14 protein-coding genes are annotated in these 13,891 nt (G+C 60.3%); 8 read left to right on the top strand and 6 right to left on the bottom strand.

Features of this window, described 5'->3' with window-relative positions; genetic code table 11:
• Positions 1 to 102 precede the first annotated feature (102 nt).
• Complete coding sequence (locus KGB21_RS14660) at positions 103 to 1,623, bottom strand: aldehyde dehydrogenase family protein (protein ID WP_034148108.1); 1,521 nt, start codon at positions 1,621 to 1,623, stop codon at positions 103 to 105.
• Positions 1,624 to 2,003: 380 nt separating this feature from the next.
• Between KGB21_RS14660 and KGB21_RS14655 the strand changes: the two genes are divergently transcribed.
• The 4 genes from KGB21_RS14655 to KGB21_RS14640 all read left to right on the top strand — a co-directional run bounded on the left by KGB21_RS14655 (position 2,004) and on the right by KGB21_RS14640 (position 6,388).
• On the top strand, positions 2,004 to 3,914 hold the full coding sequence (locus tag KGB21_RS14655) for a sigma-54-dependent Fis family transcriptional regulator (protein WP_034148109.1): 1,911 nt from the start codon (positions 2,004 to 2,006) through the stop codon (positions 3,912 to 3,914).
• 218 nt (positions 3,915 to 4,132) lie between these two features.
• Entirely contained in the window at positions 4,133 to 5,482 is a 1,350-nt protein-coding gene (gene mpl / locus KGB21_RS14650; protein WP_034148110.1) for a UDP-N-acetylmuramate:L-alanyl-gamma-D-glutamyl-meso-diaminopimelate ligase, read from the top strand.
• On the top strand, positions 5,479 to 6,111 hold the full coding sequence (ubiX, locus tag KGB21_RS14645) for a flavin prenyltransferase UbiX (protein ID WP_034148111.1): 633 nt from the start codon (positions 5,479 to 5,481) through the stop codon (positions 6,109 to 6,111). Before mpl ends, ubiX begins: the two co-directional genes overlap by 4 nt.
• A complete protein-coding gene (locus KGB21_RS14640) occupies positions 6,104 to 6,388 on the top strand; it encodes a YceK/YidQ family lipoprotein (protein ID WP_034148112.1) in 285 nt (94 codons plus the stop codon). The genes ubiX and KGB21_RS14640 overlap by 8 nt, the downstream gene beginning before the upstream one ends.
• Positions 6,389 to 6,507: 119 nt before the next feature.
• Here KGB21_RS14640 and KGB21_RS14635 read toward each other — a convergent pair whose 3' ends face one another.
• From KGB21_RS14635 to KGB21_RS14625, 3 genes are all read right to left on the bottom strand, one after another.
• Positions 6,508 to 7,149, bottom strand: a complete 642-nt coding sequence (locus KGB21_RS14635; protein WP_223505498.1) for an oxidoreductase — start codon at positions 7,147 to 7,149, stop codon at positions 6,508 to 6,510.
• A gap of 26 nt (positions 7,150 to 7,175) precedes the next feature.
• A complete protein-coding gene (locus KGB21_RS14630) occupies positions 7,176 to 8,894 on the bottom strand; it encodes a C13 family peptidase (RefSeq protein ID WP_034148114.1) in 1,719 nt (572 codons plus the stop codon).
• A gap of 114 nt (positions 8,895 to 9,008) precedes the next feature.
• On the bottom strand, positions 9,009 to 9,464 hold the full coding sequence (locus KGB21_RS14625; RefSeq protein WP_034148115.1) for a MaoC family dehydratase: 456 nt from the start codon (positions 9,462 to 9,464) through the stop codon (positions 9,009 to 9,011).
• A 193-nt stretch (positions 9,465 to 9,657) separates the two neighbouring features.
• Between KGB21_RS14625 and KGB21_RS14620 the strand changes: the two genes are divergently transcribed.
• From KGB21_RS14620 to KGB21_RS14605, 4 genes are all read left to right on the top strand, one after another.
• Positions 9,658 to 10,023 (top strand): CidA/LrgA family protein, encoded by a 366-nt coding sequence (locus tag KGB21_RS14620; RefSeq protein WP_223505497.1) that lies wholly within the window; start codon positions 9,658 to 9,660, stop codon positions 10,021 to 10,023.
• On the top strand, positions 10,020 to 10,736 hold the full coding sequence (locus KGB21_RS14615) for an LrgB family protein (RefSeq protein WP_034148117.1): 717 nt from the start codon (positions 10,020 to 10,022) through the stop codon (positions 10,734 to 10,736). Before KGB21_RS14620 ends, KGB21_RS14615 begins: the two co-directional genes overlap by 4 nt.
• Before the next feature lie 11 nt (positions 10,737 to 10,747).
• Positions 10,748 to 11,338, top strand: a complete 591-nt coding sequence (locus KGB21_RS14610; RefSeq protein ID WP_223505496.1) for an LON peptidase substrate-binding domain-containing protein — start codon at positions 10,748 to 10,750, stop codon at positions 11,336 to 11,338.
• A 116-nt stretch (positions 11,339 to 11,454) separates the two neighbouring features.
• A complete protein-coding gene (locus KGB21_RS14605) occupies positions 11,455 to 11,619 on the top strand; it encodes a hypothetical protein (protein ID WP_155292746.1) in 165 nt (54 codons plus the stop codon).
• 49 nt (positions 11,620 to 11,668) lie between these two features.
• On the opposite strand, the gene KGB21_RS14600 is transcribed toward KGB21_RS14605, so the two are convergent.
• Complete coding sequence (locus KGB21_RS14600) at positions 11,669 to 12,985, bottom strand: bifunctional DedA family/phosphatase PAP2 family protein (protein ID WP_034148119.1); 1,317 nt, start codon at positions 12,983 to 12,985, stop codon at positions 11,669 to 11,671.
• Positions 12,986 to 13,108: 123 nt separating this feature from the next.
• Positions 13,109 to 13,804, bottom strand: coding sequence for a DNA-3-methyladenine glycosylase (locus tag KGB21_RS14595; RefSeq protein WP_034148120.1), 696 nt, complete (start codon positions 13,802 to 13,804; stop codon positions 13,109 to 13,111).
• Between the last annotated feature and the right edge of the window lie 87 nt (positions 13,805 to 13,891).

Genomic DNA, 13,891 nt, shown 5'->3' with positions numbered 1-13,891 from the left:
CCAGGAGTGTTGTGTCATTTAGGGCGTTATCGCCAGCAAGCCGGCTCCTACAGGTTTACGCGGTCTGTAGTAGCCGGCTTGCTGGCGATAGCAATTACGCGCTTAGAAGAAACCCAACGGATTGATGTCGTAGCTCACCAGCAGGTTTTTGGTCTGCTGATAGTGGTCGAGCATCATTTTGTGGGTTTCACGGCCGACGCCGGATTTTTTGTAGCCACCGAACGCGGCGTGCGCTGGGTACAGGTGGTAGCAGTTGGTCCACACACGACCGGCCTTGATGGCGCGGCCCATGCGATAGGCGCGGTTGATGTCGCGGGTCCAGAGGCCGGCGCCGAGGCCGAACTCGGTGTCGTTGGCGATGGCCAGGGCTTCGGCTTCGTCCTTGAAGGTGGTGATGCTCACCACCGGGCCAAAGATTTCTTCCTGGAACACGCGCATTTTGTTGGTGCCCTTGAGCAGCGTCGGCTGGATGTAATAGCCGCTGGCCAGGTTGCCCTCGAGTTTTTCCACTTTGCCGCCGGTCAGCAGCTCGGCGCCTTCGCCCTTGGCGATTTCCAGGTACGAAAGGATTTTATCGAATTGCTGCTCGGACGCCTGGGCGCCGACCATGGTGTCGGTGTCCAGCGGGTCGCCACGTTTGATTTGCAGGACTTTCTTCATCACGACGGCCATGAACTCGTCGTAGATCGACTCTTGCACCAGTGCGCGGGAAGGGCAGGTGCAGACTTCGCCCTGGTTGAAGAACGCCAGCACCAGGCCTTCGGCGGCTTTTTCGATGAAGGATGGTTCGGCCTTCATGATGTCTTCGAAGAAGATGTTCGGCGACTTGCCACCCAGCTCCACGGTGGACGGAATGATGTTTTCGGCCGCGCATTTCATGATGTGCGAACCGACCGGGGTCGAGCCGGTGAAGGCGATCTTGGCAATGCGTTTGCTGGTCGCCAGCGCTTCGCCGGCTTCTTTGCCGAAACCTTGCACGATGTTCAGCACGCCCGGCGGCAGCAGGTCGCCGATCAGTTCGACCAGCACGGTGATGCCTAGCGGGGTTTGCTCGGCAGGCTTGAGCACCACGCAGTTGCCGGCAGCCAGGGCCGGGGCGAGTTTCCAGGCGGCCATCAGGATCGGGAAGTTCCACGGGATGATCTGCCCGACCACGCCCAGCGGTTCATGGATGTGATAGGCCACGGTGTTGCCGTCGATCTCGGCGGCGCTGCCTTCCTGCGCACGGATGCAACCGGCGAAGTAGCGGAAGTGGTCGGCGGCCAGCGGGATGTCGGCGTTGAGGGTTTCACGTACGGCTTTGCCGTTGTCCCAGGATTCGGTGATGGCCAGCAGTTCCAGGTTCTGTTCGATGCGGTCGGCGATTTTCAGCAGCACCAGCGAACGCGCCTGGGCGGACGTAGCGCCCCAGGCATCGGCCGCCGCGTGGGCAGCGTCCAGGGCCTTGTCGATGTCTTCGGCCGTGGAACGGGGGAATTCGGCAATTGGTTGGCCATTCACTGGCGAGGTATTGGTGAAGTACTGACCTTTGACAGGCGCGACGAACTCGCCGCCGATGTAGTTACCGTATTTGGCTTTGAACGAAACGATAGCGCCTTCAGTACCGGGGTGAGCGTAACGCATGATGTTTTCTCCTTGGCTTTTGTACTTATAAGAGAGGCGCATGTGCGCTTGCTATAAGCGTAGAGCAAAGGTTGGGCCACTGCCTTGCAGGTCAGGCAAATCAAGGCTTTACACGGGTTTTGTCGGACCGATGGCCGACGTCTGTGACGGTTTCGGTACAGCCCCTGTGACACTTTGTACCGTTTGTGGCACAGCCTGTGACCGGGCAGTCTTGCCAGCATTGCAATGCGCGCTAGGCTGGAGGATGCTCGGTCGCAACCTCTGTAGAAGCTGCCGAAGGCTGCGATCTTTGTTTTTGATTTTTAAGATCAAAAGATCGCAGCCTTCGGCAGCTCCTACAGGGGGACGGGTGAACCTCTAGAGGGGGAGAATAATAAGAAATGCACGACAACCATTTGAGTCGCCATGCCCGGCAAGTGTTGACCGTGACGCAAGGCAAAACCCACCTGCACGGTCCTGGCAGCGATCCGTCCATCGCCCGCTCGTGGTTGCGCTGTCTTGAGGACTATCACCTCGACCCGGCCCTGACCATGGCGCCGACGGTGCTGGAGCATGGCCGTGTCCTCGAAAGCCGCGAACGCCTGCAGCAAGTGCTGCACATCGCCGGCCATGAGATGACCAGCCTGCATCAGCAGCTTTCCGGTGCTGGCCACGCGGTGTTGCTGACTGACGCACGCGGCGTGATCCTCAACTGCGTAACCGCGCCCACCGAGCGGAAGATTTTCGAGCGCGCCGGGCTCTGGCTCGGCGCGGACTGGAGCGAAGCCTGCGAAGGCACCAACGGCATCGGCACCTGCCTGGTGGAGCGCCAGTCGCTGACCATCCATCAGGACGAACACTTCCGTGGCCGCCACACCGGCCTGACCTGCTCGGCGAGTCCGGTTTTTGATCCCCACGGCGAATTGCTGGCGGTACTCGATGTGTCCTCGGCGCGGCATGACGTATCGCGTCAAAGTCAGTTCCACACCATGGCCTTGGTCAATCTGTCGGCGAAGATGATCGAGAGCTGCTACTTCCTGCGTTGCTTCGACAATCAATGGTTGCTGCGTTTTCATTTGCAGGCCGAGTCCGTCGGACTGTTCAGCGAAGGATTGTTGGCGTTTGATGGTGAAGGGCGGATCTGCGCGGTCAACCAGAGTGCATTGAACTTGCTGGGGCATGTTCGCGGCGGATTGCTGGGCAAACCGGTGGAGGCGTTTTTCGATTGCTCGCTGGACGAATTGCTCGGTCGCGCCAGCGTGAATGCCAGCGCCAGTTGGCCGCTGCGCACCCGGGATGGGCGGGGGCTGTTCGCCGTTTTGCGTGGGCAGCCTCGGCGTGTGCCGGTGCCGCTGATACCCGGCCCGGTGATTGAAGAGCCTGCGCCGCTGTCAGGGATCTGCCTGGGCGATGCCGCGTTGCAGGCGGATTTCCGTAAATCGTTGCGCGTGTACGAGCGTGATGTGCCCTTGCTGATCAACGGCGAAACCGGCTCAGGCAAAGAGGCTTTCGCCAAAGCCGTGCACCACGCCAGTCAGCGGTCCTCAAAAGCCTTCGTCGCCCTCAACTGCGCGGCCATCCCGGAAAGCCTGATCGAAAGCGAGCTGTTCGGCTATCGCGGCGGCAGCTTCACCGGCGCGCGCAAGGAAGGCATGCGCGGCAAGTTACAGCAGGCCGATGGTGGGACGTTGTTCCTTGATGAAATCGGCGACATGCCCCTGGCCTTGCAGACACGACTGTTGCGGGTGCTGGAGGATCGTCAGGTGGTGCCGATCGGCGGTGAGCCCGAATCGGTCAATGTACGGATCATCAGCGCCACGCACCGCAATCTGCTGGAACGGGTGCAGGACGGCAGTTTTCGCGAGGATTTGTATTACCGGCTCAATGGGCTGGAGGTCAGGTTGCCGGCGTTGCGCGAGCGCAGTGACAAGTCGCAGTTGCTGGACTTTTTACTGGCAGAAGAAGCGCGCGGTGAAACGGTGTTGATTGACGGGCCGGCGCGGGAAGCTTTGCTGGGATTTGCCTGGCCGGGCAACGTGCGGCAGTTGCGTAATGTGCTGCGCACGTTGGCGGCGTTGTGTGACGACGGGCGGATCGGGCTCGAGGATTTGCCGGTGATGATTCGCCAGGTGCGGCCCCTGACCGAAGTGGACACTCCAGTGACCGAACATCCACTGGAAGATGCCGAGCGTCTGGCGCTGTTGAATGCGCTGGAGCATACGCGGTGGCATATGACCCATACCGCCGAGCAGCTTGGCGTAAGCCGCAACACCCTCTATCGAAAGCTGCGTAAACACGGTATCGCCCGGTAAAGTGCTTTTGTGGCGAGGGAGCTTGCTCCCGCTCGGCGGCGAAGCCGTCGCCATCCCATCATGCGATTAGCCAAAGCATCCGTGGGCACCCTTTGGGGCTGCTGCGCAGCCCAGCGGGAGCAAGCTCCCTCGCCACATGGATCGCTGTGAATCTCAGCTAAAGAGTGCGAATTTTCCCACCCTAAGCTAACCTGCGGCCATGTTTTACGAGGTCGACTATGCACATTCATATTCTTGGTATCTGCGGCACTTTCATGGGTTCGATGGCGGTTCTGGCCAAAGAGCTGGGCCATCACGTGACGGGCTCCGATGCCAACGTCTATCCGCCGATGAGCACTCAGCTTGAGGCTCAGGGTATCGAGTTGACCCAAGGCTATGATCCGGCGCAGCTCGACCCGGCTCCTGACCTGGTGGTGATCGGCAACGCCATGTCGCGCGGCAACCCGGCAGTCGAATACGTGCTGAACAAAGGCTTGCCGTATGTTTCCGGCCCGCAATGGCTGGCTGACCACGTCCTGCAAGGTCGCTGGGTGCTGGCGGTGGCCGGTACGCACGGCAAGACCACCACCAGCAGCATGCTCGCCTGGGTGCTGGAGCATGCGGGCATGAGCCCGGGCTTCCTGATCGGCGGCGTGCCGCAGAACTTCTCGGTGTCGGCACGGCTGGGCGGTACGCCGTTCTTCGTCATCGAAGCCGATGAATACGACAGCGCCTTTTTCGACAAGCGCTCCAAGTTCGTTCACTACCGCCCGCGTACGGCGATCCTGAACAACCTGGAGTTCGATCACGCCGATATCTTCCCGGACTTGCCGGCGATCGAGCGGCAATTCCACCACTTGGTACGGACCATCCCGAGCGAAGGCCTGGTGATCCATCCGACCACCGAGCCAGCGTTGCAGCGCGTGATCGAGATGGGTTGCTGGACCCCGGTGCAAACCACCGGTGCCGGCGGCCAATGGCAGGTCAAGTTACACAGTGAGGATGGCTCGAAGTTCGAAGTCATGTTCGAAGGTGTTTCCCAAGGCGTAGTCGAGTGGGACATGACCGGTCAGCACAACGTCGCCAACGCCTTGGCTACCTTGGCCGCGGCCCGTCATGTCGGTGTCGTGCCGTCCATGGGTATTGCCGCGTTGAGCGCGTTCAAAAGCGTGAAACGCCGGATGGAGAAAGTCGCGGAAGTCCGTGGCATCACCATCTATGACGATTTCGCCCATCACCCTACCGCCATCGCCACCACCCTTGATGGCCTGCGCAAACGTATTGGCGACGCCCCGTTGATCGCGATCATCGAGCCGCGCTCCAATTCCATGAAGCTCGGCGCTCACCGCGACGGCTTGCCGGAAAGCGTGGTCGATGCCGATCAGGTGATCTGGTACGCACCGGCCAACCTCGGCTGGGATCTGGCAGGCACGGCGGCGCTGTGCACCGTGCCGTCGATTGTCAGCGACTCGCTGGAAGGCATCATCGAGCGCGTGAAAAGCCAGGCGCAACCGGGCACTCACGTGGTGATCATGAGCAACGGCGGCTTCGGCGGCCTCCACGGCAAACTCGCCGAGGCGCTGAAATGAACAACGGCCCGGACCGCATCACGCTGGCGATGACCGGCGCTTCCGGTGCCCAATACGGTTTGCGCCTGCTCGACTGTCTGGTGCGTGAAGACCGCGAAGTGCACTTCCTGATATCCAAAGCCGCGCAACTGGTGATGGCCACCGAAACCGACGTCACGCTGCCGGCCAAGCCGCAGATGATGCAGGCGTTCCTCACCGAATACACCGGCGCAACCGCCGGGCAGATTCGCGTGTATGGCAAGGAAGACTGGATGTCGCCGGTGGCTTCGGGCTCCGGTTCGCCAGCGGCGATGGTAGTGGTGCCGTGTTCCACCGGCACCCTGTCGGCCATCGCCACCGGCGCCTGCAATAACCTGATCGAGCGTGCCGCCGACGTGACGTTGAAAGAGCGCCGGCAGCTGATTCTGGTGCCGCGTGAGGCCCCGTATTCGAGCATCCATCTGGAGAACATGCTCAAGTTGTCGAACATGGGCGTGACGATTCTGCCGGCATCGCCGGGTTTCTATCATCAGCCACAAACCATCGACGATCTGGTCGACTTCGTCGTGGCGCGGATTCTCAACCTGTTGAACATTCCCCAGGACATGCTGCCGCGTTGGGGCGAACACCATCTGACCAGCGATGAATAAGCTGCTGATCATCCTGCTGGCGCTCCAGCTGGCAGGGTGCGCAACGGCGCGCACCCTCGATGCTGCCAAGCCGGGGGCGCCGGTGGTGTATTCGGGCACGCGGCTGGATTTGTATGCCATGAACGGCGGCTGTTGCGCCATGGACCGATTCGGTGCCGAAGCGCCGAGCTATCCCGGTGTAGACCTGCCGGCCAGTGCATTGCTCGACACGCTGTTGTTGCCGCTGTCGTTGCTTACGGTTTTAGGCGTGAGTTTTCAGGCGACGGGCGGGTTGTAGAGGCGAACTTGGCTTTTTGTGGCGAGGGAGCTTGCTCCCGCTGGACTGCCCAGCAGTCCCTCATTGGGGCGGCTTCGCCACCCAGCGGGAGCAAGCTCCCTCGCCACAAGGTTCGTCGATTATTTGCCTAATTTCCTGAGTTCATCCGACTCGACAACCCGAACCCCATCCTGCTCTTCCAGCGCCAGACGCCACATGGCGCGGGCCAGTTGGCAGGCTTCGATACCGCGGTACTTGCCGGGAATCAGGCGGGACAATGGCCCGGCGAACTGCTCAACCAGGCGCGGTTCGAGACGTTCACCCAGCAGCAGCGACGGACGGCAAATGGTCAGCTGCGGCCAGTCCTGCGCGCGCAATGCGTGCTCCATCTCGCCTTTGACTTTGTTGTAGAAAATCGAGGACCTGCGATCGGCCCCCAGGGCGCTGATCACGATCAGGTGCCTTGCGCCCATCTCACGGGCGCGTTTGGCGAATGCCACCACCATGTCCAGGTCCACTGCGCGAAACGCCTGTTCCGAGCCGGCCCGCTTGATGGTGGTGCCCAGGCAGCAGTAGGCGATGTCGACACGACCGTTCAGTTGCGGCAGAAATACTGCCGGGTCACCCACCGGGTTTTCGAGGTGGGGATGTTTGGCCAGCGGCCGGCGTGAAGGGGCCAGGACCCGCGAGATCGTTGGCTCGTTGAGCAGGCGATCAAGCAAGTGTTCACCGGTCAAACCGGTGGCTCCGGCGAGCAGCACGTGCTGAGGCGTCAAGTACATAGTGTTTCTCCCTTGATACTGTCAGCTTAGTTGTTCTTTGCATCCTTGCCGTCAATGGAGACACTTTGTAGTGCTTTTCGTGCCTGCTGCTTACGTAACAACTGCCAGTGTGAGAGGACGGTTTTGGGTGCCCAGATCTGTGGTTCGGAGGCTTCGAAGTTATCCGCCAGCTCGCGTTCGGCGACGGTGGCCCTGGCCAGTTTGAAGGCTTGTTCCAGGTCGTCGGTCTGGTTCAATGCCTGGGCGAACAGGGCGTCGCCGAAGTAGGTGAAGTTGGCTTCTTCTGAACAGCCAAAGGACACGCGATCGGCCCGTGAGGCGGTCATGATCAGGGTGCGTTCGTCCTTGAGCGCGGGGATGAAACCGCCCGAATAGCAAGACGAGATCACCACGATCTTGTCGCGGTTTTTCAGCGGAGCGAGGACCGCAGCGAGTTCATCGGCTGGCAGGTCGGCCAGTTCCATGCGTGGCTGATCGAGCACCAGTTCGTGTTCGCTGGTGCCGTGGCTGGTGAGGTAGATGAAGATCAAATCCTCCGGGCCGCTGCGTTCAGCCAGGGTCATGGCGGCGCGACGCAGGTTTTCCCGGGTGGCCATCGGTCGGTCGCCGATGTGATCGCGATGGTTCACCAGGCGAATCTGGCCAAAGGCGCCGAAACGGCTGGTGAGCATGTTGGCGACGTAGTCGGATTCGCGCAGGAACACGCTCTGCTTGCCGTCACCGCCCAGGGTCAAGGTGTACAGCTCCACCGCCGGGGTCGACGCGGGCACGTTGCTCAGCGCGGTTTCGAGCAGTCTGCCCTGGGCCAGCAAGCCGAGTTCGAGGGTGTCGGGCAGCAACTTGCCATCGGCATCGCGCACCCTTTGGCCGTTGGCCCACGTCCCGCTTTGCACCGTCCCGTCAGTCAGTACCAGGGTGCCGCGTCCGGAATAGCTGTCGTTGTCGAACTGGCCGACGTAGAAACTGCCGTCGGCCAGGTTCAAGCGGCCTTGACCGCTGAAGCGCCAGTCGTTGAAGTTGCCGATGTAATGGCTGCCATCAGCGCCGATCAACTCGCCCTTGCCATTCAGCGAGCCTTCCTTGAATTGACCCAGCCAGACATCGCCGTCCGCGTTCTCGTAGCGCCCCTTGCCGTGCAGTTGATTGTTCTTGAAGCTGCCGACGTACATGTCGCCATCGGCACTGTTGAAGGTCCCGTTTCCTTCCAGCTGACCGTCGACGAAACGCCCGGTGAACTGATTGCCGTTGCCGTCGCTGCGCTGGCCTTCGCCGTTGGGTTTGCCGCGGCTGAACTGGCCTTGATAGGCGCTGCCGTCTTCGAGCTCCAGACGGCCGAGTCCTGAATATTGATCGCCCTTGAACTCGCCGCGGTAGGTCATGCCGTTTTCTTTGAGCGTGCCTTCACCGTCACGACGACCGAGTTTGAAGCCCCCGGTGTAGCTGCTGACGCTGGTGGTCAGACTGCCCTGACCGTCGAACAGGCCCTGACTGAATTGCCCGCGATAGATCTCACCGTTGCTACCGTGCCATTCGCCCTGGCCATGCCACTGGCCTTGGTCGAACTCGCCGGCGTACCAGCTGCCGTTCGGGTAATCGATGCGGCCCTGGCCTTGCAGCAATCCGTTGACCAGATCACCACGATAGCGTCCGCCGTCCGGCAGGCGCGCATCGGGAGGCAATGGCGATTCGCCGTCGCCGCAAGCGGTGAGCATCAGGGTCAAGGCAAGGAGTGCAAGTGAGCGCATAGCGGGATCCGGGCAATTAGGCGACGGAGTATGCCGCAGCTATGTGTCCTTATATAGCCGGTAGAAAGGAAGCAGGCGCGAAACAGCGTGAGCTGTTTCGCAATCGGGCGGGTATCAGACGAAGCAAAGGGACAATGGCTCGGCGACGTACGCCGGTTTTTCCGAACCTTCGATTTCGAGGGTGGCGGTGGCTTTGAGCAGCCATTGGCCGGGTTTTTTCTCGGTGACGTCGGTCAGGTCGACCTTGAGGCGCACTTTCGAATTGACCTTGACCGGCTGAATGAAACGCACGCTGTCGAGACCGTAGTTGATCACCATCTTCAAGCCTTCGGGCATGACGAGGATGTCTTCCATCAGTTTTGGAATCAGCGACAGCGACAGGAAACCGTGGGCAATGGTGCTGCCGAATGGCGTTTGCGCGGCCTTGACCGGGTCAACGTGGATGAACTGGAAATCCCCTGTGGCTTCGGCGAACAGGTTGATGCGCTCCTGATCGATGGTGAGCCATTCGGAACATCCGAGTTCCTTGCCGACATAATCTTTGAGCTCTGCAACTGGAACATAGGGCATTGAGACTCTCCTTGGGTTCATCGCTTTTATAGTTTTGAGGTGGGGGATTTGGCCGCCCGAATTACCACTTTAGATCAACATGGCAAATGGCAGCGGTCAACCGACCATGCTTTTGGCGAATGCCGATCTATAGCGCAGGCGTGCTTATAATGCCCGGGCTAATGCGGGTGACGGTTTTTGCGGGAGATGAAGGATGTTGTTACGAGGTTTGACCTGGCTGGTGCTGTTCCAATTGCTCGGCACGGCGATCAACCATTTGTTTTTACCGGTGTTGCCGGGGCCGATCATCGGCCTGCTGCTATTGCTGGTGTACCTGATCTGCCGTGGCCAGGTCGGTGAACCATTGAACCTCGCGGCCAGCAGCCTGTTGCGCTATTTGCCATTGCTGCTGGTACCGCCGGCCGTGGGGGTGATGGTTTACGCCAAGGACATTGCGGCGGATTTCTGGGCCATCGTCGGCGCGCTGGTGCTGTCGCTGTTACTGTCCATGGCGTTCGCGGGTGTGCTGATGCAGCGCATGATCAAGCGCCACGCGCACCATCCTGAGGACAGCCAATGATCCTCGACTGGCACGGCGCCTGGGCGTCGGTAATTCATCATCCATTGTTCGGCATCGGCATTACCCTCGGCGCCTATCAGCTGGTGTTGGCGGCATTCGAGAAAACCCGCTGGATCTTTCTGCAGCCGGTGCTGGTCTCCATGTTGCTGGTGATCGGTGTGCTGGTGGGTTGCGGGCTGACCTACGCCGAGTACCGCAAGAGCACCGAGATCCTCAGCATCCTGCTCGGCCCGGCCACGGTTGCGCTGGCGGTACCGCTTTATCTCAACCTGCGGCGGATTCGGCAGTTGTTCTGGCCGATATTTACTACGCTGGTGATAGGCGGGGTGGTCGCCACGGGTATGGGCGTGCTGTTGGGCTGGTGGTTTGGCGCTGAGCACATGATCCTGATGACCATGGCGCCGAAGTCGGTGACCTCGCCGATTGCGATGTTGGTGGCCGAGCAGATCGGTGGTGTCGCAGCGCTGGCGGCGGTGTTCGTGTTGATCACCGGCGTGATCGGGGCGATCTTCGGTCCAAGTCTGTTGACCCGCCTCGGAGTCCACAGCCCCGAGGCCCGAGGCATGGCCCTGGGCATGACCGCCCATGCGGTCGGCACGGCGGTGGCGATGCAGGAAAACGAAGAGTGCGGCGCCTTCGCGGCGCTGGCGATGAGTCTGATGGGTGTGGCCACGGCGGTGTTGCTGCCGTTGGCGGTGTCGATGGTGGTGTAAGGGAAATGTCTATGAGTCTGCCGCTTTTTCCGCTGAACACGGTGCTGTTTCCGGGTTGCATCCTCGATTTGCAGATTTTCGAGGCGCGCTATCTGGACATGATCGGCCGCTGCATGAAACAGGGCGGCGGTTTCGGCGTGGTCTGCATCCTTGACGGCGAAGAAGTCGGCATTGCCCCGGCAGGTTACGCGTTGGTCGGGTGCGAGGCGCTGATCACCGATTTCAAGCAGCAGGACAATGGTCTGCTGGGAATTCGGGTGCAGGGCGGGCGGCGCTTTCACGTGTTAAGGACCGAGGTTCAGCGCGATCAGTTGACCGTCGCTGAAGTCGAGTGGTTGGAGGACGAACCGGAGCAGCCGCTGCAGGATGAGGATGCCGATCTGGTGGCCTTGCTCAAGGCCCTGGCCGAACACCCGATGGTTGAAGCGCTGAACATGGGCACCGGAGCGGTTGGGCAACAGTCACTGGCCAATCAGTTGGCGTACCTGCTGCCGTTCGCTGAACTGGACAAGATCGACCTGTTGCAACTTGATGATCCGCAGCAACGACTGGATGCTATTCAGGCGTTATTGGATGAGTTGCAGGGGGAGTTATTTGCTTGAGCAGTATTTGGTAATCATTCGGTTTACTTGCCATTATTGCTGTTCGGCGGCGTTTTATTTACTTTGGAGTAACTCGCATGAAGCGGGCTATTAATTGACTAAAAGGAATTCACACCATGATTGTTTACTTGCATGAACGCTCTATCTGGGATGCTGCTGCGGTGGGCTATATGCTAAAAAACGCCACCCCCGGCCAGTCCTTCGACGACACCGCAGAGATTGCATGCCAGCTGGCCGACGCATTGATTCTGGAAAAACGTAAGCGTCAATGGAACAGCTAAGCGCGACCTAACAAAAAACCCGATCATTGATCGGGTTTTTTTCTTCCGCTTAATACGCATACCGCAACATCGTATGCGGCAAATGCCGCAATATAAAAAATCCGAACAACGCCACCATCGCCGGTAATACCAGCCACCAGACCTTGGGTGGCATGGCATTGAGAGAAGTTTGACGCTGAATCAGCCACAAACTCGCCGCACAAACACACGCTGCCAGCATCGCACCGGCGAGCACATCTGTCGGCCAGTGTGCCCCGAGGTATACGCGGGACAAAGAAATCGCCAGAGGCGGCAAGCATCCCACCAACAGCCAGGTCAGGCGCATCCGTGGCGGTTGTCCGCGCCCGGCCAGTACGGCGAGGGTCAGGAACAGCGCGAAAGATCCAGAGGCATGGCCGCTGGGCATGCTGTAACTGGTCAGCGGATCACTCAACACTTCCGGGCGCACCCGGGCGAAAAAATGCTTGGTGGCGGTATTACCCAGTGCAGTGAACAGCAGAGTGCTGCAAGCGAAGATCGCCTGCCGCCATTGCCGGGTAATCAGCAACAGCAGCACCAGCAAGGCGCTGAATACCAGCATGTTGCGGAATTCGCCGATCAGCGTGAAGACAACGGCGACTTCATCGAGCATCGGGCTGCGGTGTTCCTGCACCAGAGTCATCACGCCCTGATCGAGGGCGCTCAGGTGCGAATAGCCGATAAACAGCCCGGCCAGAATCAGAAAACTCATGCCGGCAATGAACATCGTGGCTTTGCGATGCCGACGCAGACTGCTGGTTGCGCTCAGGCCGATCATCAGCGCAATGCTGGCCGCGACTATTCCGGCCTGCGGCCAGAAACCCTCGGGCAGCGGCAAACGAATCGCCGCGCCGGTGGCCCAGCCCGGCAGCAGATACGCCACTGACCATCCGGCCCCGGCCAGCAGGCTGACGGCGAAGAAACGCGGGAAGGGCATGTCGAACATCCCGGCCACCATCGGCAGCATGGGGCGCAGCGGGCCGATGAAGCGCCCTACAAGCAAGCTGGCGATGCCGTAGCGCTGAAAGTACGACTCGGCTCCGGCGATCCATTCCGGGTGATGGCGCAGCCCGGGCAGACGCCGGATGTTCTGATGGAAATGCCGCCCCAGGAAGTACGAAACAACGTCGCCCAGTACCCCGGCGAGAAATCCCAGCAACAGCGTTTCACTCAATGACAGCGCACCGCTGCCGGCCAGTACCGCCACCGCGAACAGCAACACCGTGCCGGGCACGATCAGCCCGGCAATCGCCAGGCACTCGATGAAAGCCACGATGAATACCGCCGCCGCCAGCCATTGCGGGTTGACCGTCAACCAACCGGTGACGCTATCGAGCCATGGGCCCATAAAAACAACTCCATCAATTCTTCAATAAACCCTGGGCGGGCGCACACCAATCTACTCAACACACAAACCACTGTAGGAGCTGCCGCGGCCCGAGCCTGCGGCAGCTCCTACAGGGGGTTGTGTTCACAGCAAAACGTAATCGCGACCTTCGACCTGGCCCCGTCGAAGCGGGTTCCGCGTGCAATAGGCCGCGTAGGTCGCGTCGACGAAGCGGTACATCAAGTGTTCGTCGCGTCCATGGGGGATGCCCAGGCGCGTGGTCTGGATGATATGCACAGGTGTCTGGCCGACATCTTCCACCAGCAGCACTTCATGGTCGAAACGCTTGGCGTCCCAGACCGGCACCTTCAGGCCCAAAGACTTGCACAGCAAGGTTTGTCCCGCGCAGAGCTTTTGTGACGGGCGAGGGCGACCTTGGGCGTCGGGGTTGTTCAACAGCATCTGCGCCAGACTCGCCGGCCCGCTCAATTCATCCACCCAAGGGTAGGCGGATTTAATCAATACGGCGTTGCCCGGGCCCTGGGCGCTGAAATTCAGGGAATCGCCGCCCCGGGCGTAATACATATAGATGTGGCCGCCATCCAGAAACAAAGCCTTACGCTTTTCTGTGTAGCCGAGCGACGCGTGGCTGCCTTTTTCTGCGCAGTAATAGGCTTCGGTCTCGATGATTCGGGCGCTAAGCCACAGGTCGCCGACCCGGTGGCGGATGACTTTGCCCAGTAACTCCCGGGCCAGAACTTGCGCGTCTCGGTCGAAAAACGCGTCCGCAAGGCCCGTGGGCAGGCTCGTGGCGGACGCTCGAACAGTCAGGTTGGACATGATGAACGGCGTTTGTCAGGGCTGATTGAGTCGTGATGATAACAATTTGCAGCTTAATCACGGCTGAACGTCGGCAAATTGCCCTCC

It is taken from the genome of Pseudomonas sp. GL-RE-29 (assembly GCF_019947275.1).
Classification (GTDB): domain Bacteria; phylum Pseudomonadota; class Gammaproteobacteria; order Pseudomonadales; family Pseudomonadaceae; genus Aquipseudomonas; species Aquipseudomonas fluorescens_A.
The sequence above is the reverse complement of the archived record's forward strand: the minus strand, read 5'-3'. Positions and strand labels throughout refer to the sequence as shown.